The organism is Lentzea sp. NPDC051838 (assembly GCF_040681245.1).
In the GTDB taxonomy this organism is placed as follows: Bacteria; Actinomycetota; Actinomycetes; order Mycobacteriales; family Pseudonocardiaceae; genus Lentzea.
In genome coordinates this window covers 342,605-365,423 of the sequence record NZ_JBFAYI010000007.1, presented here as the reverse complement: position 1 = coordinate 365,423, position 22,819 = coordinate 342,605, and the positions used below count along the sequence as shown (strand labels likewise).

Here is a 22,819-nt window from a genome sequence, read left to right as displayed (position 1 = left end):
CCCAGTGTGGCCGGTCACCCTCTCAGGCCGGCTACCCGTCGTCGCCTTGGTAGGCCATTACCCCACCAACAAGCTGATAGGCCGCGGGTCCATCCTGTACCGCCGGAACTTTCCACCACCGAGCATGCGCTCAGTGGTCGTATCCGGTATTAGACCTCGTTTCCAAGGCTTATCCCAGAGTACAGGGCAGGTTACCCACGTGTTACTCACCCGTTCGCCGCTCGTGTACCCCGAAGGGCCTTACCGCTCGACTTGCATGTGTTAAGCACGCCGCCAGCGTTCGTCCTGAGCCAGGATCAAACTCTCCAATAAGGATTGTGTTGATCGCTCCAGACGGAATATGTCTGGCAATCTGGTCTATCTACTCAAAGGAAAACTCCTGACGAGGAGTTTTCATATTACTGGCTGTGTTTCGGCACGCTGTTGAGTTCTCAAAGAACACGCGCTCACCGCAGCTTCTCTCCGAGGAGAGTCACTTCCGGGGCTGTGTCAGTCTTAGAAGTTTTGGCGCCGCGCTCCGTTCCGGTGTTTCCCGGCCCGTTCCGCGCTGGCAGAGAGAAATTTACACGGGCGCCCACTGAGATCCAAATCGGGGGTCACTTACGGCGTAACCGCAGGTCAGACGCCACACGAGTGGCCGCAAACGGCCAAGATCGACGCACAGTGTGACCGGGGCCACGTCGACAATCTTGTATCCGGTCTCAGCGGGGTGCCACGGGCAGGTGCACGGTGACCGACAGACCACCCGTCGGCACGGCCACTGCCTGCGCAAACCCGCCGTGCGCGGCCACCGCGGCACGCACGATGGAGAGCCCGAGACCCGTGCCGGACTGGCTGGTGCGGTCCTTGACCCCACGTCGGAACGGCTCGAACAGCTCCTCGACGCGGTCCGGCGGGATCAACGCACCGGACGACGACACCCGCAGCAGAGACCACTGCGGCCCCGTCTCCACCACGGTCTCGATCCACCCGCCGAGGTGGTTGTGGCGGACGGCGTTCTCCAGCAGGTTCCCCGCGATGCGCTCCAGCAGCGCGGGATCCCCGACCGCGAGCGCCGGCACGCACCGGAACACCGTGCGCAGGTTCCGTGCCTCAGCCTCCGCGCGCACGGCCTTCCACGCGGACTCGACGACAGCAGAGAGATCGACCGGCTCACGGACCGCGAGCCCAACACCATCCGTGCGGGCAAGCAGCAGCAGTGCGGACACCAACTGCTCCGCACGCTCCCCCGCCGCGCGCACGACGCCGGCCATGCGCCGCAGCTCTTCGACGTCGGCGTCCGGGTCGGACAGAGTCACGTCCAGCTCCGTGCGCACCACCGAGAGAGGGGTGCGCAGTTCGTGCGACGCGTTCGCCACGAACCGTCGTTGCGAATCGAAGGCGGCCTCAAGACGGTCGAGCATCGCGTCGAACGTGTCCGCGAGCTCCGCGACCTCGTCCCGCGGCCCTTCCAGCCGCAACCGCGCGCCCAGCGACTCCGCCGACAACCGGCGTGCGGCACCCGTCACGTCGTGCAGCGGCTTCAACACACGACCCGTGAACGTCCACGCCAGTACGGCCGCGGCCACCACCATGCACGCGAACGCGATGAGGCCCGCCTGCAGCAGATCTTTGCGAGCGGCGGCCGTCAGTGCGTTGGTCAACACGGTGACGTCGACGTTCACGCCGTCGACCGTCACCTGGCTGCCTGACGGGAACGACGGCGACGAGTCGAAGACCCGCCCGACCAGCGTCCACCCGAGGAAGAGCAGCACAGCACTCACCACCGCGACGAGTGCGGTGGTGAGGAGCGTGATCCGGAGACGAAGCCCCGGCCCGCGCCTACGCACGATGTCAGTCCCTAAGAATCAGGCCTCAGCTGGTCCGATCGAAGCGCTCGGCACCCGGTACCCGGAGCCCACGACGGTGTCGATGATGCCCGGTTCGCCCAGCTTCTTGCGCAACGTCATCACCGTGACGCGCACGGTCGTGGTGAACGGGTCGGCGTTCTCGTCCCACACCCGCTCCAGCAGCTCCTCACTGCTCACCACCGACCCCTTGGCCGCGAGCAGCACCTCGAGCACGCCGAACTCCTTGCGCGTGAGCTCGATCGGCTGCCCGCCGCGCGACACCGTGCGCCGCGCCGGGTCCAGCTCGACGTCCCGCGCGGACAGCACCGGCGGCGTCGCCGGAGTCGCCCGCCGCGCCAACGCCCGCACGCGCGCGACCAGCTCGGGAAACGCGAACGGCTTCGCGAGGTAGTCGTCCGCACCCAGCGACAACCCGGACACGCGGTCCTCGATCGACCCGCTGGCCGTCAGCATCATGACCCTGGTGAGCGCGCCGGAGCTGAGGATCTCCTTGCACAGCTCGTCGCCGGACATCCCCGGCAGGTCGCGGTCGAGCACCACGACGTCGTACCGCGTGACGGTCGACTTCTCGTGCCCGGTCTCGCCGTCGTAGGCGACGTCCACGGCCATACCTTCGCGCCTCAGGCCGCGAGCGATCGCGTCGGCCAGAGGAGCCTCGTCCTCGACTACCAGAATCCGCACGCACTCAAAGGTGCCATACGAGCCTGAGAAGGCGCTTAACGACACCTTCACGCGCGCTGTCGGCTCCGGCTGGCGACGAAGATCGGTAACGTCGGCGCTCCCGATCGATCTGGGGGCCTGCGTGAACGACCGCATCGAGATAACCGAGCTGTTCAGCCGTCTCAACCTGCTGCTCGACGACAAGCGCTGGGACGAAGTGCATACAGTCTTCACGACTGATATATCGGTTTACTCGCCGCGCAACGGCGAGATCCACGGCCTCGATGACCTCGTCGACTTCATGTGCAAGGCCGAGGTCGCCGAGGAGCACACCCAGCACGTCACCACCGACGTCGTTGTCGACGTCGACGGCAGCAGGGCGGCTGCCTCGGCGAACTCGGTCGTCCACTTCTTCCGCGAGGGTGAGGCGCCGCACCGCACCAGTGGCCTGCGGCTGGACTGCACCGCGGTCAGGACAGAGACCGGCCGGCGGCTCAGCGAGTCACGAACCACCCTGCGCTGGACGCGCAAGGAATGATCAGGACTTGCGAGCCGGACGGTCCACCACGACGGTCGAGGCGACCTGCGGCTGAACCACACCGCCGTCAGGACAGAGACCGGCCGGCGACTCAGCGAGTCACGAACCACCCTGCGCTGGACGCGCAAGGAGTGATCAGGACTTGCGGGCCGGGCGGTCCACCACGACGGTCGAGGCGGACTGCAGGGCGCGGAGCTCCAGCAGCGCCGGGTGCTCCTCCGCCAGCCGGGCCGCGTTGAGCAACGACCGCAGCGCAGCGGTCTCGCCGCGCGCACGCTCCAGCGCGGCACGTCCCTCGGCCGCCGCCACCAGCTCGGCCAGGGCCGCACGACGCAGCTCACCGGGCATGACGACATCGCGAACGGCCACGTCGGACACCGTGACACCCAGCTCGGCGGCGCGGGCGGCGACACCGGCCAGGACCTCGGCGGCAATCACGTCACGCTCGGCGTCGACGGCCGAGTGTGCGCGCGTGAGGACCGCACCGCGCAGTGCGAGCTGCACGGCCGTGTAGAGCTCGGCCTCGGGTGCGGAGGACCCCACCACGAACGTCGTCGCCGAGGACACGGCCCAGCGCACGACAACGGTCACGCGGACGAGCACGCCGTCGGAGGTCGGCACGTCCTGTGCGGCGGGCGTGAGAGAGCGCGGACGAACGTCGACGCGGTGCAGCACGGTGTGTCGCGGCAGCTTGTGCTGGCCGGGCTCCACCTCACCCACCAGAACACCGCGATCGAACCGAACTCCCCGCTCCCACGGGAACAACGTGTGCTTCATCGTCTCTCCACCCCCATAGATCAACACCGTCCGGACAGACCACGACCCCGGCCGGCGGAACGTCGAGGCGGGAGTCCACAAGGGACTCGCAAAGCCTGACATCCCCGTGTGCGACCGGGGTCGTGGCGCTCAGGGATCGAACCTGAATGCTCCTAAGGCACCCACCACCCGCCTTGACCGCGGGACCCGGACGAGGAAGACCTGCCGGGCCGCAAAAAAGCGGGCGTGCGGTGGAGGTTAGCCGATCTGCTTGTCCGCGGGCGCGTCCATTTCGACGGGCAGGCACTCCAGGCGCGAGGCCCACTCCGTCACGCGGCGCGCCACGTCCTGCGCGGTGATGCCGAGCAGCGACAGCACCTCGCCACGTGAGCCGTGGTCGTGGAACTGTTGCGGCAGAGCGATGTCGCGCAACGGCACCTCGATGTCGGCGTCGCGCAGCGCGGCCGCGAACGACGAGCCGAAGCCACCGTGGCGGCCACCGTCCTCAACGGTCACCACCAACCGATGAGACGCGGCCATCGACACGAGGTCGTCGGACATCGGGTAGATCCACCGCGGGTCGACGACCGTCACGCCGATGCCCTGGTCCTCGAGACGAGAAGCGGCCTCGAGCGCGAGCTCGCCCAACGCGCCGACAGACACCAACAGCACGTCGTTACCGGAACGACGAAGAACATCGACGGAACCCACGCGCTCGAGAGCGGGCAGATCGGCGCCGACGGCGGCCTTCGGGTAGCGGATCACGGTAGGCGCGTCCGAGATCGCGACGGCCTCGCGCAGCTCCTCGGTCAACGAGGAGGCGTCGCGCGGCGCGGCCACGTGGATGCCGGGAACCGCGCCGCAGATGGACATGTCCCACATGCCGTGGTGCGACGCGCCGTCCGGGCCGGTGACGCCCGAGCGGTCGAGCACGACCGTGACGCCCTGCTTGTGCAGCGCGACGTCCATCAGCAGCTGGTCGAACGCACGGTTCAGGAACGTCGCGTAGACGGCGACGACCGGGTGCAGGCCGCCGATCGCGAGACCGGCGGCGGACGTCATCGCGTGCTGCTCGGCGATGCCGACGTCGTAGAAGCGCGAGGGGAACGCCTTGGCGAACGCGTCGAGGCCGGTCGGTCCCTGCATCGCGGCGGTGATCGCCACCAGGTCGGAGCGCTCGCGGCCGATCTCCACCAGGGAGTCGGAGAACACGTGCGTCCAGGTGCGCCCGGCCGGCTTGACGTCCTCGCCGGTGATCGGGTCGATGACGCCGGTGGCGTGCATCTGGTCGGCCTCGTGGTTCTCGGCCGGCGCGAAGCCCATGCCCTTGCGCGTGACGGCGTGCACGATCACCGGGCCGCCGAACGACTTCGCGCGCTGCAGAGCCGATTCCAGCGTCGCGAGGTCATGTCCGTCCACGGGGCCGATGTACTTCAGCCCCAGGTCTTCGAACATCGCCTGCGGCGCCAAGGCGTCCTTGATGCCGCGCTTGGCCGCGTGCAGCGCGGCGTACAGCGGCTTGCCGAAGAACGGCGTGTGCTGCAGAGCGCTCTTGCCCTTCTCCAGCACGCGCTCGTAGCCAGGACGCAGCCGCAACGACGACAGGTGGTCCGCGAGACCACCGATCGTCGGCGAGTACGAGCGGCCGTTGTCGTTGACCACGATCACGACAGGACGCGTCTTGTCCGCCGCGATGTTGTTCAACGCCTCCCAGCACATGCCACCGGTCAGCGCGCCGTCGCCGACGACCGCGATCACGTGGCCGTCAGCGCCGGTGATCTGCTTCGCCTTCGCCAGACCGTCCGCGTAGGACAGCGCCGTCGAGGCGTGCGAGCTCTCCTGCACGTCGTGCTCGGACTCCGACCGCGACGGGTAGCCGGACAGGCCGCCCTGCTGGCGCAGCCGGTCGAAGCCGTCACGACGACCCGTGACGATCTTGTGCACGTACGACTGGTGCCCGGTGTCGAACACGATCGGGTCCCGCGGCGAGTCGAACACGCGGTGCAACGCCACCGTCAGCTCGACGACACCGAGGTTCGGGCCGAGGTGCCCGCCCGTCTTGGAGACCTTGTCGACCAGAAAACGCCGGATCTCGGCGCAGAGCTGTCCCAGCTCCGCCTCGGTCATCCGTTTCAGATCAGCCGGTCCGTGCACGGACTCCAGCAGGGTCACCACGCCCACCTCACTCCTGAAGACTTCGGCTCAGTCTACGGAGGCTCGACTGAGACGCTGCTTTACCTCGTCTCAGGGACAAGCAGGGCGATGCACTCCATGTGATGCGTCATCGGGAACGCGTCGAACGCTCGCAGTTCCGCCAGCCGATACCCCTGAACTGTGAATTCAGCCAGGTCCCTCGCCAGTGCGGCAGGGTCGCAAGCCACGTAGACGACCCGCTCCGGGTGCCGTCGTGCGACTTCAGCCACAACGACCTTCCCGGCGCCCTTTCGAGGCGGGTCGAGCACCACGGCGTGAGGGTCCTCGACGGGCAGCCGGCGCGTCACGGCGCGCTCCACCTTGTCCGCCACCCACTCCACCTGGGACATGCGGCGAAGGTTGCGCCTGCCGTCCTCCACAGCACCGGGGAAAGACTCCACGACCAGCACGGATCCGCTTTCGCCGACCTGCCGCGCGAGCACCGACGCGAACAGTCCCGCGCCGCCGTAGAGATCCCACGCGCGCTGTCCCGGCTGAGCCGCCGCCCACTCCCCCACGACCGTGGCGAACGTGTCCGCGGCCGCCGGGTGGACCTGCCAGAAACCGTCGGCAGAAATTCGCCACTTTCGTTGGGCGGCCGTCTCAACGGCCGTACCGGATCCGGCGCGTCGCGCGGTGTGTCGTCCGCGCACCTCACCCACATGCAGGTTGCCGTCACCGTCCTGGGTGAGCTTCAACTCCTGGGCTCGCCACTTTCGGTCGGCGACCGCCTCGACCATGCCCGGCCGGGAGATCACACAGTGGTCGATCGGGATCACATCGTGGGAACGGGTGCCGCGGAAACCGGGCCGTCCGTCGCCGTCGACGGCCATCCGGATCCGGGTCCGCCACTCCAGCGGACCGCCCGGCAGCGCCTCCACGACGACGTCCCGCTCGATCTTGCCCAGACGCGAGAGCTGCTCGCGGACGACCTGAGCCTTCAGCTCGCGTTGCGCGTCCCACGACACGTGCTGGAAGTCGCAGCCACCGCACATCCCGGGGCCGCTGAACGGGCACGGCGGCTCCACACGATCCGGTGAAGCGGAAAGAATCTCCACGGCGTCCGCACGGCAGAACGACCCGCCGTTGTCCTCGTAAACCGAGGCCACAACACGCTCACCGGGCAGTGCGTGACGCACGAACAGAACGCGTCCCTCATGCCGTGCAACGAAGTGGCCACCGTGCGCGACGGCACCGACCTCTACTTCGAACTTGGAACCAACCCAGCTCATCGGTCGTCGAGTCCCCTTCGGACAGCACCGGGCGCGATGACGTCCTTGTCACGAACCTTCACGGAGGAAGCCAGCTGCCACGGCACGCTCGTGACCATGACACCCGGCTGGAACAGCAGCCTTCCCTTGAGCCGCAACGCGCTCTGGTTGTGCAGCAGCTGCTCCCACCAGTGACCGACGACGTACTCGGGGATGAACACGGTGACCACGTCGCGCGGGTTGTCGGACTTCACGCGCTTCACGTAGTCCAGCACAGGTTTGGTGATCTCGCGGTACGGCGACTCGATCACCTTCAGCGGAATCTTGAAGTTCTCCCGCTCCCAGTCCGCGACGAGCTTGCGCGTGTCGCCGTCGTCGACGTTGACCGTGACGGCCTCCAGCACGTCCGGCCGCGTCGCCTTGGCGTAGGACAACGCCCGCAGGGTCGGCATGTGCAGTTTGGACACCAGCACCATCGCGTGGTTGCGCGCCGGCATCGTGCGCACCCGCTCCTGCTGGCGCAGCTCCTCGGCGACGGTGTCGTAGTGCTTGCGGATCGCCGTCATCAACGCGTAGATGGCGGCCATCGCGGCGATGGCGATCCACGCGCCCTTGGTGAACTTCGTGATGAGCACGACGATCAGCACGGTCGCGGTCATCACGAGACCGAACGTGTTGATCGCCTGCGAGCGCCGCATCCGGCTGCGCGCCTGCGCGTCCGTCTCGGTCTTGAGCAGCCGCTTCCAGTGCCTGATCATGCCGAGCTGGCTCAGCGTGAACGACACGAACACGCCCACGATGTACAGCTGGATCAGCCGCGTGACCTCGGCGTCGAACGCGATCACGAGCACGACCGCGAAGCCGGCCAGGAAGAGGATCCCGTTCGAGAACGCCAGCCGGTCGCCGCGAGTGTGCAGCTGGCGCGGCAGGTAGCGGTCCTGGGCGAGGATCGAGCCGAGCACCGGGAAGCCGTTGAACGCCGTGTTGGCCGCGAGCACCAGGATCAGCGCGGTGACGGCGGTGATGAAGAAGAAGCCCGCCGGGAAGTCGCTGAACACGGCGTGCGCGACCTGCGCCACCATCGTCTTCTGCTCGTAGTCCGCCGGAGCGTTCGCGATCTGGTCCTTCGGGAACTCGGCCATCCGCACGTCGGTCAGCTGCGCGAGCACGATCAGGCCCATCAGCATCGTCACCGAGATGCCGCCCATCATCAGCAGCGTCGTGGCGGCGTTGCGGGACTTGGGCTTGCGGAACGCGGGCACGCCGTTGCTGATCGCCTCGACACCGGTCAGCGCGGCACAGCCGGACGAGAACGCCCGCAGCACGAGGAACACGAACGCGAGCCCCATCAGGTGGTCGCCCTCGGCGTGGATCTCGAAGCCGGCACTCTCCGCACGCATCTCGTCACCGAGCACGAACCCGCGGAACAGGCCCCACGCGATCAGGACCATGATGCCGACCATGAACGCGTAGGTGGGGATCGCGAACGCGCTGCCGGACTCGCGGATGCCGCGCAGGTTGATCGCTGTCAGCACCACGATCGCGGCGACCGCGAACAACGCCTTGTGCTCCGCGACGAACGGGATCGCGGACCCGATGTTCGCCGCCGCCGCCGAGATCGACACCGCGACCGTGAGGATGTAGTCCACGAGCAGGGCGCTCGCCACTGTCAGCCCCGCTCTGCGCCCCAGGTTCACCGTCGCGACCTCGTAGTCGCCACCGCCGGACGGGTAGGCGTGCACGTTCTGGCGGTAGCTGGCGACCACGGTGAGCATCACCACGACGACGGCGACCCCGACCCAGGGCGCCATCGCGTAGGCGCTCAACCCCGCCACCGAGAGCATCAGGAAGATCTCCTCCGGCGCGTAGGCGACCGACGACATGGCGTCGGACGCGAACACGGGGAGCGCGATGCGTTTGGGCAGCAGGGTGTGAGCGAGACGATCACTGCGGAACGGCCGTCCGACCAGGAGGCGTTTGGCAGCGGTGGCGAGCTTGGACACGGCCAGAGCGTAAGGGGTCCACTCACCGGGACGGGCTAATGCTCGGTAGGTTCTGCTCAAGGTTCGCCTGAGGAGGCATGTCGTGCACGTCGTGATCATGGGGTGTGGCCGGGTCGGGGCCTCCCTGGCCAGGGCCTTGGAGCGGCTCGACCACCAGGTCGCCGTGATCGACAAGGACGCCCAGTCGTTCCGCCGGCTGGGCAGCGACTTCCACGGCCAGCAGGTCGTCGGGAACGGTTTCGACCGCAATGTCCTGATCGAGGCGGGGGTCGAGCGCGCCGGCGCGTTCGCGGCGGTCTCGAGCGGCGACAACTCCAACATCATCTCGGCTCGCGTGGCGCGTGAGACGTTCGGCGTCGAGCACGTCGTCGCGCGTATTTACGACCACAAGCGCGCGGCCGTCTACGAGCGGTTGGGCATCCCGACGGTGGCCACGGTGCCGTGGTCGACCGACAGGTTCCTGCGGATGCTGCTGCCCGAGGGCGCCTCGACGGCGTGGCGCGACCCGTCCGGCACCGTGGCGGTGCTGCCGATCGAGGTCGACGAGACGTGGGTCGGGCGGCCCGTGTTCGAGCTCGAAGCGGCCATCGGCGCCCGCGTGGCGTTCCTCATGCGGTTCGGCACGGGTGTGCTGCCGGACGCGAAGGCCGTCGTGCAGGCGGACGACATCATCTACGTGGCGGCGTTGTCCGGCACGATCACCGACGTCGCGGCCGCGGCGCAGCAGGCACCGGAGGAGAGCTGATGCGGGTCGCGATCGCTGGTGCGGGCGCGGTGGGGCGGTCCATCGCGCAGGAGCTCGTGCAGGACGGGCACCAGGTGATGCTGATCGAGCGGGACCGGGCGCACTTCGACCCGAACTCGGTCGAGCAGGCCGAGTGGGTGCAGGCCGACGCGTGCGAGCTGTCCTCTTTGGAGGACGCGGGCATGCAGCTGTGCGACGTGGTGATCGCCGCGACCGGTGACGACAAGGTCAACCTCGTGGTGTCGTTGCTCGCCAAGACGGAGTTCGCGGTTCGTCGTGTCGTCGCGCGCGTGAACGACCCGACGAACGAATGGCTCTTCACGGAGTCGTGGGGTGTCGACGTCGCCGTGTCGACGCCGCGGTTGCTCGCCGCGATGGTCGAGGAGTCCGTGACGATCGGCGACGTGGTGCGGCTGCTGACGTTGCGGCAGGGGCAGGCGAACCTCGTGGAGATCACGCTCGACGAGTCGACGCCGTTCGCGGGCCGTGCGGTCTCCGAACTGACGTTGCCGCGTGACGCCGCGTTGGTGACGATCCTGCGCGGTGGGCGGGTCATCGTGCCGCAGCCCGACGACACTCTCGAGGGCGGCGACGAGCTGTTGTTCGTCACGACGGCAGCAGTCGAACAGGACATCAAGACCGCGCTCGGGTACTGATGATCGGCAAACGAGGCCGGGTCACCGGCAGGGTCGGGCCCGGTCTCGTGGGCGAGGTGATGATCGCGGTGCGGGGTGGCGCGGAGGCTTTCTACGCATATCCCGCGGACGAGGACAGCGTGATCGAAATCGGGCAGCAAATCCTCGTCGTGGACTTCGAAGAACCCCGAACGGTCTACGTCCAGCGGTGGCGTCCGTTGTAGTCTTTCCCTTGGTGTGCCGGGAAGTCTGGTCGGCGACAGGTTCTGTCGTGGGGAGACTTCCTGAGAGGTCTCCCCGGCCGTTAGGGGGACTGTGAAATGGACGAAACGGTCTTATATCTCATCGGTGGCGTGATTTTCGCGGTGCTGATGCTGTTCTTGCTCCTGCGCGCGTTGTGGCGGGTCGCGGAGCCCAACGAGGCGTTGATCATCTCAGGTCTCGGCGCGCGCGGAATCCGCGACACGGCGGACAGCCTGACGTTCAAGATCGTCACCGGTAAGGGCGTGCTGGTGCTGCCCGGTTTCCAGACCGCGCGCCGGCTCTCGCTGGACACGCGGGTGGCCGATCTGCAGGTGTCGTGCGTGACGAGCCAGGGCATCCCGGTGCACGTGCGCGGCGTGGTGATCTACAAGGTCGGCGACGACTACGCCTCGATCGCGAACTCCGCGCGGCGGTTCCTCGACCAGCAGGACCGCATGGACGACAAGACGCACTCGCTGTTCGCCGGGCACCTGCGCTCGATCGTCGGCAGCCTGACGATCGAGGACATGCTGCACAACCGCGAGGCGCTGACCGCCCAGGTGCGGCAGTCGTCGGCCGACGAGATGAGCAAGCTCGGGCTCATCGTGGACTCGTTGCAGATCCAGGAGATCGAGGACACCACCGGCTACATCACGAACCTCGGCAAGCCGCACGCCGCCGCCATCGCCGCGTCCGCGCGCATCGCCGAGGCGCAACGCGACCAGGAGGCGACCGAGGCCGAGCAGGTCGCGAACGCCAAGAAGGCAGCCGCGTGGCGGGACGCGCAGATCAAGTCGGCCGCCTACCAGGCCGAGATCGACCAGGCGAAGGCCGAGTCGCAGCAGGCGGGTCCGCTCGCGATGGCGACCTCACGGCAGCAGGTCGTCGTGCAGGAGACGCGTGCTGTGGAGCTGGAGGCCGATCTGGCCGAGCAGAAGCTGCAGGCGCAGGTCCGCAAACCCGCCGACGCCCGCGCGTACGAGACGCGCACGCTGGCCGACGCCGACCGTGACGCGCAGATCGCCCGTGCCGAGGCGCAGGCCCGGGAGATCGAGCTGCGAGCGGCAGCCGACGCGACGCGGGTGAAGGCCGCTGCGGTGGCGGAAGCCGAGGCCACGCGCGCGACCGGTGAGGCCGAGGCGATCGCCGCGAAAGCACGCGGTCTGGCCATCGCGGACGCCACCAAGGCTCAAGGTCTCGCCGAGGCCGAGGCTCTCCGTGCCCAGGGACTCGCCGAGGCGGAGGCGATCAGCGCGAGGTCGTCCGCTCTGGCGGAGAACCCCGACGCGGTCGTCGCCCAGCAGCTCGCGGAGAAGTGGCCGGAGATCGTGGAGGCGGCGTCGAAGGCGTTCGGGAACGTCGACCACATGGTCGTCTTCAACGGCGCCGACGGGGTGTCCGACCTGCTGACCAAGGCGTTGTCGATGGGTGGCACGGGACTCGGCCTCGCCCGGCAGCTGATGGACGCCATGAAGAGCGCGCCGAAGGCCGTTGACGAGAACCCCGTCAACGGCCTGCCGGTTTCTTAGACCCACCAGTACTGGTTGCCGCCTCCGTGGCAGTCCCAGAGCTGCACGGAGGCGCCGTTCCACCAGTTCGCGCCGGCGATCTCGACGCACCGGTAGCCCTGCATCCACACCCGGATCCGTCCGACCTCGGCGCTGGTCGAGGCCGGGCGGTAGAAGGTCTGGTGGCCGGGTCTGTTCGGGTCGCAGTCGAACAACTGCAGGTGGGCGCCGTTGTCGCTGTTGCCCCACGCGGCGGTGAGGCATCTGCCGCCGTCGGCGTTGCGCAGCCGCAGCCCGTCCCAGTACCAGCGCTGGTTCAGGGCGTTCACGCAGTCGACCATGATGATCCCGGCGCCGTTCTGGCCGGAGGCGGCGCTCATGCAACGCCCGTTGAACTTCGACTGGACGTAGTTGCCGGTCTGCGCGCCCGCCGACGCGGACGTGCCGACGAGCAGCCCGCCGGAGACGAGCGCGAGCGAGGCCAGGAGAGCGATCTTGCGCACGAAAGGTTTCATGCGGTCCTGACGCTCGCCGCGCGCCGCCTGATACAGCCGGTCAGACGGTCCAGCGGTGGTTCGAGCCGCCGTGACACGTCCACAGCTGCACGGAAGCACCTGCGCGCGGGTTCGCCCCCGAGACCTCGACGCACGGGTTGGGGCTCTGGATCTGCTGGATGCGCCCCAGGTTCTCCCCGCCCGGCCGGTAGAACATCTGCGCGTACCAGCCCCGGCAGTCCCACATGTGCAGCGCCGCGCCGTCCCCGACGTTGTTCCACGCGGCGGTGAGGCACCTCAGGGACTGCACGCTGCGCAGGTTCAGCCCGTCCCAGAACCAGCGCTGGCCGGTGTCGGTGACGGAGCACTCGGTCATGATCACGCCGGCGCCGTTGCCCACGTTGCCGTCGGACACGGTCAGGCACAGGCTGGTGTTCAGGTACGACCGGAGCAGCTGCCCGTCCTGGGCCGCTCCCGCCGACGCCGTGGTGGTCGTGAAGATGGTCCCGGCGATCAGTGCGAGCGCCGCGAAGATCGCTGCCTTCTTCCTCATGACTCCCCCCTCTTCGTGCCGGTTTTCGGCACCCACGCCATCCTGGAAGGGCCGGTTGTCGTCGTCATGAGCATGGACATGCTCAACTTGTCGGGTATCTGCGCAACGGAAGCGAGCACTTACCAGCTGTGAGCGATCAGTTGCCCCTGGTCGGGCGCGAGAGTGAGCTGAGGGCGGCGCTGCGGGCGCTGGCCGTGGACGGCGCCGTGCTGCTGTCCGGTCCTCCCGGAGTCGGCAAGACGCGCCTGGCCGCGGAGGCGCTCGCCGCTGTGCCGCACCCGGTGGTGCGCTGTTACGCCACGGTCGCCACGTCCCGGATCCCGCTCGGCGCGATCGCGTCGCACGTGCCCACCGACCTTCCCGCGGGCTCGCCCGGCCCTGGTTTCCTGCCGGCGTCGTCGGTGCGTGCCGCGGCCGAGCAGCTCACCCGCGGCGGACGGCGGGTGTTGTCGATCGATGACGCTCATCTGCTCGACGACGCGTCGTTGTTGGTGTTGCAGCACGTGGTGCGCCACAAGCTGACGCGGGTCATCTGCACGGCACGGCTCGGGTGGCCGGGCATCGAGGGGCTGACGGTCGTGCACGTCGATGCGCTCGACCAGGAGCGGGCGGACGCGTTGCTCACGTCTGCGCTCGGCGGGCCCGCCGACGTCTCGACCCGGCACCTGGTGTGGGCGAACAGCCAGGGCAACCCGTTGTACCTCAAGGAACTCGTCGCGACCGGGCTGCACTCGGGCGCGCTCACCGAGACCCAGGGCGGCTGGAACTGGAACGGGCCGCTGGAGCTGTCCGGACGGCTCGCCGAGCTCGTCGACCTCACGCTGAACCGGCTCGCCGAGCCGCAACGCAGGGCGCTCGAGCTGCTCGCGTACGGGGAGCCGCTGGAGCCCGAGCTGATGCCGATCCCGCACGACCTCGTGGACATGGGGTTCGTGCGCATCGGTGACGACGGACGCGCGCGCGTCGCCCACCCGCTCTACAGCGCGCGCCTGCGGGCCACGTGCCCGACGTTGAGAGCTCGCGCGCACCGAAGAGCGTTGGCCGACCGGCTCGAAGCAGAAGGCGCCTCCCTGCCCGGTGACGCGGTGCGGGTGGCCACGTGGCGGCTCGACAGCGGCACGGCGGAGTCGCCGGACGTGCTCGCGCGGGCCGCTGAACAGGCACTTTCCGCACAGGACTGGGAACTCGCCGAACGGCTCTCGCGCGCCGCCGTGGCACGTGGGGCGACTTCGCGCGTGGGTCTCGTGCTCGGTCTCGTGCTGATGTACCAACGTCAGTGCGCACAGGCCGAAGAGGTGCTCGCCGAGACGATGGCGGCGGGCGGCGACATGCTCACCGTGATCCAGGTGGGCTGTACGCGCGCGTTCAACCTGTTCTTCGGCCTTGGTGACGAGGACGCGGCCGTCGCGGTGCTGGACGAGGTCACCGAGCAGAAGCTGCCGTCCGAGCTGGAACACGCGGTGCTGTTCTTCGCGCTGACGTTCGCGTTGGAAGCGGCGCCGCTGCGGATCGCGCGGCTCGGCGGTGAGCTGCTGATCGGCGACGGCGGCTGGGCGGCGACGGCGGGGCGTCAGCTGCTGGCGTTCGCGGACCAGTTCGCCGGCCGCTACACCGAGGCGATCGCGCGGATCGAGGCCAACCACGAGGCGGTCGTGGCGACGGCCGGGCGGTTCCCGTCGCTGGTGAACGCGGCGAACTGGGTGCGCAACGAGAGCATCCTGCGCATCGGTGACCTGGTCGGCGCCGAGACGCGGGCCGCGCAGGCGCTGGCCGAGGTGATCGAGGAGGACCGCTGGTCGGTCACCCAGGTGCCGCCGCGGGTGCTGCTGAGCCAGAGCGCGCGGTTGCGCGGGCAAGCCGCGGCCGCCGTGCGGATGACCGCCGAGGGCATCCCGGAGTCCGGTGTGCTGCCGATGATGTGGGACGTGCTGCTGCTGGCCGAGTTCGCGGCCGGGGCGGCGTTGCAGGGGCAGTCCGACCGGGCGGAACGGGCGTTGGCGCGCGCCGAGGAAGGGCTGCGACCGGCCTGGCGGATCGCCCGGTTCGCGGTGGGGTCCGCGCGCGCGTGGGTGCTCGCCGGTGCGGGACGCGTCAACGAGGCGATGCAGGCGGCCCTGGACAACGCTGCCACCGCGCGTGCGCACGGCGCTCATTCCGAGGAGATCGTGTCGCTGCACGACGCCGCCCGGTTCGGTGCGGACACGTCGCCGCGACTGCTGGAGCTGGCGAAGACGCGGAAAGACCCTCTAACTACCGCGTATGCCTCTCACGCCCAGGCGCGCGCGTTGCGTGACCCGGCGGGCCTGGAGGTGGTGGCGGCGGCGTTCGCGGCGTGCGGGGTCACCCTGTACGCGGCCGAGGCGCTCGCGGAGGCCAGCAGGCTGTCGCGGTTGCACGACCGGCCTCGTGAGGCCGAGCGGCTGGAACGGCAGGCTTCGGCGATCGCGGAGACGTTCGACGGCGCCACCACGCCTGGTCTGGTCGTGACGAGCACCCTCGCCGCGTTGACGCCACGTCAGCTGGAAATCGCGCGTCTGGCCGTGGCGGGCCTGACGAACGTGGAGATCGCCGAACGGCTCGCCATCGCGAAACGCACCGTGGACAACCATCTGCACACGACGTACGCGGCGGTGGGTGTGACGGGTCGAGGCGGGCTGCGCGCGCTGTTCGGACAGGGTTGATGCCCACACTTTCGTGCCCATCCTTTTCGGACTCGGGCAAAACTGTATGGGCGCTTGAGGGAAACTTCGGCACACTGCGAGTTGTGTGGCCGTTCGTGGGCAGGGTGCGGGAGCTTCAGGACGTGATGTCCGCGCTCACCGAACCGAACGGAAAGGGCGCCGCGCTCGTCGGGCCCGCAGGGGTGGGCAAGACGCGGCTCGCGGACGAGGTCGTCGACCGGCTGGAGCAGACCGGGTTCACCGTGCGGCGCTGCTACGCGACCGTGGCGACGTCATCGATCCCGTTCGGCGCTCTCGCCGCGATGCTGCCCGCGGACATGCGCACGGCGAATCCGCTCGGTCGTGCCGTGGAGCATCTTCTGGCCGAACCGCAGCCGTTGGCGATCGTGGTTGACGACGCCCATCTGCTCGATGACGCGTCCATTGGCATGTTGCACCACATGATCCGTCACGGGCACGCGCGTGTGTTGGTGACGTCACGGCCCGGAGAGCGCGCCGAGCTGTGGCAGGAGGGGCTGCTGCAGCGGTACCCGCTCGGTGATCTCTCCCGGGCCGAGTCGGACCTCCTCCTGGAACAGGCCCTGGGCGGGCCGGTGGACACGCGGTCGGCGTCGTCGCTGTGGTCGGCCAGCGCGGGAAACCCGTTGTACCTCAGGGAACTCGTCGTCTCGGGGCGTGCGGTCGGGTCGTTGCGCGAGGTCGAGGGCATCTGGGCGTGGCACGGCGCGATCGAGCTGGGCGGGCGGCTCGGCGAGCTCGTGCAGGAGAACCTCGGGCGGCTGGAGCCGTCGCACCGGCTGGCGCTGGAGCTGCTCGCCTACTCCGAACCGGTGGAGCTCGACCTGCTGGCGTCGCTCGTGCAGGAGGAGGCGCTCGACGACCTGGAGACGCGGGCGCTGATCCGCGTCGAGGCGTCGGGGCGGCGGACCGTCGTGCGGCTCGGGCATCCGTTGTACGGCAGCCTGTTGCGGGCAACGTGTCCGCCCGTGCGCGCGCAGTCGCACCAACGGGCGTTGGCCGCCGGTCTGGAGGCAACGGGCGCGCGCCGTCGTGAAGACCTGATGCGCATCGCGACGTGGCGGCTCGACGGCGGCTCACCGATTTCACTCGATCTGCTGGCCGCGGCCGCCGAGCAGGCGTGGGCCGCGCGTGACGTGACGCTCGCCGAACGCCTGTGCCGCGCCGCCGTCGACGCGGGCGGGCTGGGGCAGGTCGCGTACGTGTTCGGGCAGGTGCTGATGCACGGCCGCGCGCCGGACCAGGCCGAGGCCACGCTGGCCGACGTGATGGCCGGCTCGTTGTCGGCGGAGGACCTGACCCGGCTCGGCATCATCAGGTCCACGAACCTCTACTTCGCGCTGGGCGACGGCGACGCGTCCAGGGCGGTGCTCGACCGCGTCGACGTGCCGGGACTCTCGGACGAGCTGCGGGACTGGGTGAAGGTCGTCCGGATGTTGCAGGACGCCCACTACTACAACGTGCACACGGTGCTGGAGCAGACCTACGAACCCGTGGTGTCGCCCATGTCCGTCCACATGCGACTGATCAGGTCGATGTGCCTCGTGCAGGCCGGCCGGTACCGCGAGGTCGGCGAGGAGATCGACCGCTACGAAGCCGAGCTGCCGACTGTGATCAGCGACTTGCCGCTGCCGGACCACGGTGCGCTGCGCGTGCGAACGTTCGCGTTGGCGTACGGGGGCCATCTCGCCGAAGCGGAGAGTCTCTCGTTGGCGACGCTCGACATGGCGTTCGACGAGTTGGCGTTCATCGGCCCGACGTCGATGTACGGCGTGTTGTCGTTCTGTGCGCGCTTGCGCGGCCATGGATCCAACGCCCTGCGCTTCGCCCGCGAAGCCTGTGCGAAGACGGCGGAAAACCCGCTGATCTTCGACGCGATCGCGTTGTCGAGCCTCGCCGCGGCCGCGTCGGTGTGCGGCGACCACGCACTGGCCCAGGAAGCCCTGGCCCGCGCGGAGAAGGCCCGCCGCCCGGCCTGGAGGAACACGGGGGCCACCGTGTCGGTCGCCCGCTCCTGGGTGCTCGCCGCGGCGGGCGACCTCCGCGGCGCGGCCGACGCGGCGATGGCGGCCGCCGACGAGTGCGCCGAGCAGGGCCTGCACAGCCCCGAGGCCGTGGCCCTGCACGACGCGGCGCGCCTCGGCGTCGACACGTCCCTGCGCCTGGCGGCCCTCATGTCCACGATGGACGGCCCGCTGCCCGCGGCCTACGCGGCCCACGCGACCGCCCTCGCGCACGCCGCACCGACCGCTCTGGAGGCCGTGGCGGCGGACTTCCAGCGCACCGGCGCCACCCTCTACGCCGCGGAGGCTCTCGCGTCCGCCGCGCGCCTGCACCGGGCTCAGGGCAACGTCCGCGCCGCCTCCCAGGCCTCGGCGCGCCAGGCGCTGCTGATGCGCGACTTCGACGGCGTGCGCACCCCGGCGTTGCGCGCGGACGGCCTCACGCACCTGACCCGGCGCCAGGTGGAGGTGGCCCGGCTGGCGACGTCCGGTCTCACGAACCAGCAGATCGCCGAGCAGCTGCACACCTCGAAGCGCACCGTCGACAACCACCTGCACGCGATCTACGGCGTGCTCGGCGTTACCGGTCGTGACGAACTTCGCACAGTGCTCGGCCCCTCCTGAACAGTGCCTAGCATGTCCCCCGGAAGGTTTAGTTGATCTGGGGGAACAACATGAAATCGCCGTCGTTCAGACGCGCGTCCATCGGCGTGTTCGCATCCGCCGCGCTCATCCTCGCCGGCACCGCCGCGAGCGCCGTCGGTGGCGGCACCACCGTCGGCACCGGCGAGCACCGCTACGTCGCGAAGATCCAGAGCCCATCCGGTGCGTGCACCGGCAGCCTGGTCGCGCCGCTGTGGGTCGTCACCGCCAAGAACTGCGTGCCGCACAACGCGGACGGCACACCCGTCGCGCCGGTCACGCTGACCATCGGCCGAGGCGACCTGACCGGCACCGCGGGCCGCGTGCAGCAGGCGACCCTGGTCGTCCCCCGCGCCGACCGCGACCTCGCGCTGGTGAAGCTCTCGATCCCGGTCGTCGACGTGCCGGTGCTGCCGATCGCCACCACGGCACCGGCCACGGGCGCGACCGTGCGGGTCATCGGCTACGGCCGCACCGCCGACACGTGGGCACCGGACAAGGCGGCCATCGCGCCGTTCACCGTCGGCGCGCTCAGCACGGCCACGTTCGCGGTCACCAGCCCGTCCGCCCAGGACACCTGCAAGGGCGACGCGGGCGGCCCGGCACTCGCGGGCGAGCAGCTCGCGGGCATCACCTCGACGTCGTGGCAGCACGGATGTCTGTCGGTCACCGAGACCCGGCACGGTGGCACACAGGTCCGCGTCGACGACATCGCGCCGTGGATCAAGGAAACGGTCGTGGCACCGTTCGGCGCGTTCGTCGGCAAGGGCGACAAGTGCGTCGACAACCCCAACGCCTACATCGCGAACGGCAACAAGACGCAGTACTTCGGCTGCAACGGCACCGACGGCCAGAGCTGGTCGGTCCGCGCCGACCAGCAGATCCAGATGAAGCAGCGCTGCCTCGACGTCGACGGCGGCAGCGACGCGAACGGCACCAAGATCCAGATCATGGGCTGCAACGGCACCGCGGCCCAGACGTTCAAGCCCGGCCCCGACGGTGACGGGTCGATCCGCGTCCTGGGCAAGTGCCTGGACGTGCGGGACGGCACCAACGCCAACGGCTCGAAGATCCAGCTGTTCGACTGCAACGGGTCGGCCGCCCAGCGCTTCACCAAGTACGAGGACGGCTCGCTGCGCGTCTTCGACCGCTGCGTCGACCTGCCCGGCGCCATGGTCAACGACGGCCTGCAACTGCAGATCTTCGACTGCAACGGCACCGCTGCCCAGCGGTTTCCCTCCGTGCTCAGGGTCTCGGGCGCCCCGGTCCTCACCGAGGCCCGCTGCCTCAGCGCCTCGGGTGGCGGCACCGCGGACGGCACGGGGATCGAGATCTTCGACTGCCTCGGCGGCCCCGGTCGGCAGTGGGTGCCCAAGGACGACGGCACGATCGTGCACCCGGCGTCCGGGAAGTGCCTTGAGCTGCGGGACGGCATGATCGCCGACGGCACGCTGCTGCAGCTCTTCTCCTGCAACGGCACCGAGGCTCAGAAGTGGAAGATCGCGGTCTGAGCTGACACAGCAGCGCGGTCGGCCGCGTCCTTGCCTGGAAATAGGACGCGGCCGACGCCCTGGGGGTGGCGACGGCCGCGAGAACAGGAAGACTACGGGTCAGTCTCGGGACTTGTCACGCGAATCTGCCTCGACGACTCGCTTCAGCTCGTCCATGTCCGGCGTGAGCAGGTCGTCCGCGGTGCGAGCGAGCACGCCCTCCGCCTCCGCCTCGGCCGCGCGGGCTTCCTCGGCGGCCTTGAGACGCTTGTCGGACCTGCGGACCGCCCACACCGTCGCCAGCAGGGCGATGGCCATCAGCGGGTAGCCCATGCCGAGCTTCGCGACGGCGAGCCAGCCGACCTGGTCCTCGTCGTAGAGCCAGCGCTGCACGACGAAGCGGGCGAAGAACACCAGGGCCCACACGAGGGTCGCGATGTCGTAGTCGCGGACCGAGGCCTTGTCGGAGCGCCAGGAGCGGTCGCGGCCGTTGAGGAACGTCCAGATCACGCCGGCCAGCGGCCAGCGCACGATGATCGACAGGACGAACGCGCCGCCGTAGACGACGCTCTGCCAGATGCCGAAGAGGAAGAAACCCTTGGCCTCACCGGTCTTGTAGGCGATGAACGCCGCGATGCCCACACCGAACACGGCGGAGATCGCGGGCTGCACGGTGCCCTTGCGCACGGCCAGGATCACGCCGATGACGACGGCGGCGGCGAGCGAGGAGATGATCGCGGCCATCAGGTTCTTGGTCGCGAAGTTGACGATGACGAACACGACGACGGGCAGCGACGAGTAGAGCATTCCGCTCACGCCGCCCATCTGCTCGAGGAGAGTGGGCTGCTTTTCTTCGGTCTCAGCTGAGGTCATGAAGCGTTCTGCAACTCGTAATAGGGGTTGTAGAGCACCTTGCGCCCGTCGCGCACGGCGATGCGGCCCCGGGCCTTGATCGTGCGACCAGGCTCGATTCCCGCGATGCGACGGCGGCCGAGCCAGACGAGGGTGACGCCCTCGGTGCCGTCGTAGAGCTCGGCTTCCAGCGTGGCGGCCGCGTCCCTGGGACAGAGCTCCACGCTGCGGAGCCTGCCGAGGACGGTGACCTCCTCACCGGACTTGCAGTCGCAGGCCTTCACCGCGCCGACGGCCTCGGCTTCTCGCGAGAGGTCGTCCGCGTCGAGCTCGGTGACGTCGCTGGTCAAGCGCTTCACCAAGCGGCGCCAATAGCCGCTCATCCCCGACTCCTGCATTGCTCAAGTGGCCCCGTGGTGTGGACCGTCTGTGAGTGAGGGTACGCACGAGGACCGACAATCTCGGGCGTGCCTGCCGAGACTGTGCTCCTCCTGCCCGGAACCGCCTCAGACGAGGTTTTTGTCCGTTCCGTGTTCGCCGACCCGTTGTCGCAGGTCGGCGCCGTTCTCACCGCTCCGCGTGTACGCACACTCAGTGAACGGTTGACGGCCCTCGAAAATGCCTCCGCGGGCCACCCGATCGTGGTGGGCGGCGTCTCACTCGGAGCGCACGTCGCCGCGGCGTGGGCGGTGCGCAATCCGGCGAAGTGCGCAGGTCTGATCCTCGCCCTGCCCGCGTGGACGGGACATCCCGGCGGCGCGCCGGCGGCGATGGCGGCGAAGATCAGCGCGGACGTCGTCACGAACGAAGGACTCGACGCGGCGCTGCGGGGCACGACGGGCTGGCTGCACGACGAGCTGAGCCGGGCGTGGCGGGCCTACGGCGAGCAACTGGTGCCACACCTGCGGGAAGCCGCCACGTCGGAGGCGCCCACGCTCGAGGAGCTGAAAACCCTCGGCGTGCCAACGGGAATCGTCGGGTGCACCGACGACCCGGTGCACCCGATCGAGATCGCTGAACAGTGGGCCGGCGCCATCCCCGGCGCCGTGCTCACGACCATCGCGCTGGACGCCTACCCGCACGCTCTGGGGCGCGCGGTGCAGGCGTGGCAGCAGGCGCGGTCCTAGCCCTGTTGCTGGATGTGCCGGGCGATCGCTTCCGGCAGTTCGACCGGCAGCGGGGTCCGCGGCGGCATCGGCTGCTCACCGCGCACGACGACGGTGCCGCGCAGCATCTCGCGCAACGCCGCGGTGTTCTGCTCGAAGTGCTCCTCGGGACCGGCCGCGACACCGCGCAGCATCCAGCGCGGCCCGTCGACGCCGACGAAGAGGATCTGCACGCCCTGGTTGCGCGCGGTGATCTCCTCGCCCCACTCGCCGTTCTCGCGGTTGATCCGGGCGCCGTCCTCCTTGAGGCCGTCGATCAGCTCGGCGCCGACCTCCCGCCAGAGTCCACCCGACTTCGGCGCGGCGAACGCGCTGACCGTCAGCTGCCCAACGGACGTGAGGACGTGCACGGCGCGCACGGCACCGGACTCCTGGTCCATCTCGACCTGCAGCTGGGCCTCGGCCGGCATCGGCAGCTGCACCGATCCCAGGTCGAGCCGCTGCACGTCGTCATGGGGCGCCACGGTCGAGTCCCACGGGCCGTCGACGTCCTCGTCGAACGCCTCGTCGTGCTCCGGACCGGTGTCGACCGACCCCGCGGAGTGACGACCGCGCTTGCGGCGCCTTCCGAACATGCC

At 69.3% G+C, this 22,819-nt stretch carries 20 protein-coding genes and 1 rRNA gene; 9 read left to right on the top strand and 12 right to left on the bottom strand.

What is annotated here, in order from left to right:
- The 3 genes from AB0M24_RS19840 to AB0M24_RS19830 form a co-directional block, all read right to left on the bottom strand.
- Nucleotides 1–312 (bottom strand): 16S ribosomal RNA (locus tag AB0M24_RS19840); the annotation flags it as partial.
- 389 nt (nt 313–701) lie between these two features.
- Complete coding sequence (locus tag AB0M24_RS19835) at nt 702–1,829, bottom strand: HAMP domain-containing sensor histidine kinase (RefSeq protein WP_363769301.1); 1,128 nt, start codon at nt 1,827–1,829, stop codon at nt 702–704.
- 18 nt (nt 1,830–1,847) lie between these two features.
- On the bottom strand, nt 1,848–2,531 hold the full coding sequence (locus tag AB0M24_RS19830; protein ID WP_363769298.1) for a response regulator transcription factor: 684 nt from the start codon (nt 2,529–2,531) through the stop codon (nt 1,848–1,850).
- Between the two features lie 121 nt (nt 2,532–2,652).
- Here AB0M24_RS19830 and AB0M24_RS19825 point away from each other — a divergent pair, with 121 nt between their 5' ends.
- Nucleotides 2,653–3,048, top strand: a complete 396-nt coding sequence (locus AB0M24_RS19825) for a nuclear transport factor 2 family protein (RefSeq protein ID WP_363769295.1) — start codon at nt 2,653–2,655, stop codon at nt 3,046–3,048.
- A gap of 135 nt (nt 3,049–3,183) precedes the next feature.
- Here the strand turns inward: AB0M24_RS19825 and AB0M24_RS19820 are convergent, their stop codons facing one another.
- From AB0M24_RS19820 to AB0M24_RS19805, 4 genes are all read right to left on the bottom strand, one after another.
- Complete coding sequence (locus tag AB0M24_RS19820) at nt 3,184–3,825, bottom strand: SPFH domain-containing protein (RefSeq protein WP_363769292.1); 642 nt, start codon at nt 3,823–3,825, stop codon at nt 3,184–3,186.
- A gap of 237 nt (nt 3,826–4,062) precedes the next feature.
- Nucleotides 4,063–5,976 carry a 1-deoxy-D-xylulose-5-phosphate synthase gene (gene dxs, locus AB0M24_RS19815; RefSeq protein ID WP_363769289.1) on the bottom strand — a complete coding sequence of 638 codons (1,914 nt, stop codon included), beginning with the start codon at nt 5,974–5,976 and terminating at the stop codon, nt 4,063–4,065.
- 62 nt (nt 5,977–6,038) lie between these two features.
- Complete coding sequence (locus AB0M24_RS19810) at nt 6,039–7,229, bottom strand: class I SAM-dependent RNA methyltransferase (RefSeq protein WP_363769287.1); 1,191 nt, start codon at nt 7,227–7,229, stop codon at nt 6,039–6,041.
- A complete protein-coding gene (locus tag AB0M24_RS19805) occupies nt 7,226–9,211 on the bottom strand; it encodes an APC family permease (protein ID WP_363769284.1) in 1,986 nt (661 codons plus the stop codon). The genes AB0M24_RS19810 and AB0M24_RS19805 overlap by 4 nt, the downstream gene beginning before the upstream one ends.
- Nucleotides 9,212–9,293: 82 nt before the next feature.
- Here AB0M24_RS19805 and AB0M24_RS19800 point away from each other — a divergent pair, with 82 nt between their 5' ends.
- From AB0M24_RS19800 to AB0M24_RS19785, 4 genes are all read left to right on the top strand, one after another.
- The gene (locus tag AB0M24_RS19800; RefSeq protein ID WP_363769281.1) at nt 9,294–9,956 is read left to right on the top strand and encodes a TrkA family potassium uptake protein; all 663 of its coding nucleotides are present in this window, start codon (nt 9,294–9,296) and stop codon (nt 9,954–9,956) included.
- A complete protein-coding gene (locus tag AB0M24_RS19795; RefSeq protein WP_045316554.1) occupies nt 9,956–10,612 on the top strand; it encodes a TrkA family potassium uptake protein in 657 nt (218 codons plus the stop codon). Before AB0M24_RS19800 ends, AB0M24_RS19795 begins: the two co-directional genes overlap by 1 nt.
- Nucleotides 10,612–10,815: a hypothetical protein gene (locus AB0M24_RS19790; protein ID WP_363769277.1), complete on the top strand. Its 204-nt coding sequence runs from the start codon at nt 10,612–10,614 to the stop codon at nt 10,813–10,815. The genes AB0M24_RS19795 and AB0M24_RS19790 overlap by 1 nt, the downstream gene beginning before the upstream one ends.
- A gap of 96 nt (nt 10,816–10,911) precedes the next feature.
- Complete coding sequence (locus AB0M24_RS19785) at nt 10,912–12,363, top strand: SPFH domain-containing protein (protein ID WP_363769274.1); 1,452 nt, start codon at nt 10,912–10,914, stop codon at nt 12,361–12,363.
- On the opposite strand, the gene AB0M24_RS19780 is transcribed toward AB0M24_RS19785, so the two are convergent.
- Nucleotides 12,360–12,857, bottom strand: a complete 498-nt coding sequence (locus AB0M24_RS19780; RefSeq protein WP_363769272.1) for an RICIN domain-containing protein — start codon at nt 12,855–12,857, stop codon at nt 12,360–12,362. The genes AB0M24_RS19785 and AB0M24_RS19780 overlap by 4 nt on opposite strands.
- 40 nt (nt 12,858–12,897) lie before the next feature.
- Nucleotides 12,898–13,389 carry an RICIN domain-containing protein gene (locus tag AB0M24_RS19775; RefSeq protein WP_363769269.1) on the bottom strand — a complete coding sequence of 164 codons (492 nt, stop codon included), beginning with the start codon at nt 13,387–13,389 and terminating at the stop codon, nt 12,898–12,900.
- Nucleotides 13,390–13,517: 128 nt separating this feature from the next.
- Here AB0M24_RS19775 and AB0M24_RS19770 point away from each other — a divergent pair, with 128 nt between their 5' ends.
- From AB0M24_RS19770 to AB0M24_RS19760, 3 genes are all read left to right on the top strand, one after another.
- A complete protein-coding gene (locus tag AB0M24_RS19770; protein ID WP_363769266.1) occupies nt 13,518–16,070 on the top strand; it encodes an AAA family ATPase in 2,553 nt (850 codons plus the stop codon).
- Between the two features lie 83 nt (nt 16,071–16,153).
- On the top strand, nt 16,154–18,715 hold the full coding sequence (locus tag AB0M24_RS19765; RefSeq protein WP_363769263.1) for a LuxR C-terminal-related transcriptional regulator: 2,562 nt from the start codon (nt 16,154–16,156) through the stop codon (nt 18,713–18,715).
- A gap of 50 nt (nt 18,716–18,765) precedes the next feature.
- Entirely contained in the window at nt 18,766–20,244 is a 1,479-nt protein-coding gene (locus AB0M24_RS19760; protein ID WP_363769260.1) for a ricin-type beta-trefoil lectin domain protein, read from the top strand.
- Nucleotides 20,245–20,343: 99 nt separating this feature from the next.
- Here AB0M24_RS19760 and AB0M24_RS19755 read toward each other — a convergent pair whose 3' ends face one another.
- Entirely contained in the window at nt 20,344–21,096 is a 753-nt protein-coding gene (locus AB0M24_RS19755) for a DUF3159 domain-containing protein (protein ID WP_363769257.1), read from the bottom strand.
- Nucleotides 21,093–21,458, bottom strand: coding sequence for an OB-fold nucleic acid binding domain-containing protein (locus AB0M24_RS19750; RefSeq protein WP_363769254.1), 366 nt, complete (start codon nt 21,456–21,458; stop codon nt 21,093–21,095). Before AB0M24_RS19750 ends, AB0M24_RS19755 begins: the two co-directional genes overlap by 4 nt.
- 84 nt (nt 21,459–21,542) lie before the next feature.
- On the opposite strand from AB0M24_RS19750, the gene AB0M24_RS19745 reads away from it, so the two are divergent.
- On the top strand, nt 21,543–22,202 hold the full coding sequence (locus AB0M24_RS19745; protein ID WP_363769251.1) for an alpha/beta hydrolase: 660 nt from the start codon (nt 21,543–21,545) through the stop codon (nt 22,200–22,202).
- Here the strand turns inward: AB0M24_RS19745 and AB0M24_RS19740 are convergent.
- Nucleotides 22,199–22,816, bottom strand: a complete 618-nt coding sequence (locus AB0M24_RS19740; protein ID WP_363769248.1) for a DUF3710 domain-containing protein — start codon at nt 22,814–22,816, stop codon at nt 22,199–22,201. The genes AB0M24_RS19745 and AB0M24_RS19740 overlap by 4 nt on opposite strands.
- Between the last annotated feature and the right edge of the window lie 3 nt (nt 22,817–22,819).

Excerpts from the sequence above, each read along its gene's own strand:
- AB0M24_RS19820 (WP_363769292.1), bottom strand. The coding sequence starts at position 3,825 with ATGAAGCACACGTTGTTCCCGTGGGAGCGGGGAGTTCGGTTCGATCGC.
- AB0M24_RS19810 (WP_363769287.1), bottom strand. The coding sequence starts at position 7,229 with ATGAGCTGGGTTGGTTCCAAGTTCGAAGTAGAGGTCGGTGCCGTCGCG.
- AB0M24_RS19795 (WP_045316554.1), top strand. The coding sequence starts at position 9,956 with ATGCGGGTCGCGATCGCTGGTGCGGGCGCGGTGGGGCGGTCCATCGCG.
- AB0M24_RS19790 (WP_363769277.1), top strand. The coding sequence starts at position 10,612 with ATGATCGGCAAACGAGGCCGGGTCACCGGCAGGGTCGGGCCCGGTCTC.
- AB0M24_RS19785 (WP_363769274.1), top strand. The coding sequence starts at position 10,912 with ATGGACGAAACGGTCTTATATCTCATCGGTGGCGTGATTTTCGCGGTG.
- AB0M24_RS19780 (WP_363769272.1), bottom strand. The coding sequence starts at position 12,857 with ATGAAACCTTTCGTGCGCAAGATCGCTCTCCTGGCCTCGCTCGCGCTC.
- AB0M24_RS19775 (WP_363769269.1), bottom strand. The coding sequence starts at position 13,389 with ATGAGGAAGAAGGCAGCGATCTTCGCGGCGCTCGCACTGATCGCCGGG.
- AB0M24_RS19760 (WP_363769260.1), top strand. The coding sequence starts at position 18,766 with ATGAAATCGCCGTCGTTCAGACGCGCGTCCATCGGCGTGTTCGCATCC.
- AB0M24_RS19755 (WP_363769257.1), bottom strand. The coding sequence starts at position 21,096 with ATGACCTCAGCTGAGACCGAAGAAAAGCAGCCCACTCTCCTCGAGCAG.
- AB0M24_RS19750 (WP_363769254.1), bottom strand. The coding sequence starts at position 21,458 with ATGAGCGGCTATTGGCGCCGCTTGGTGAAGCGCTTGACCAGCGACGTC.
- AB0M24_RS19740 (WP_363769248.1), bottom strand. The coding sequence starts at position 22,816 with ATGTTCGGAAGGCGCCGCAAGCGCGGTCGTCACTCCGCGGGGTCGGTC.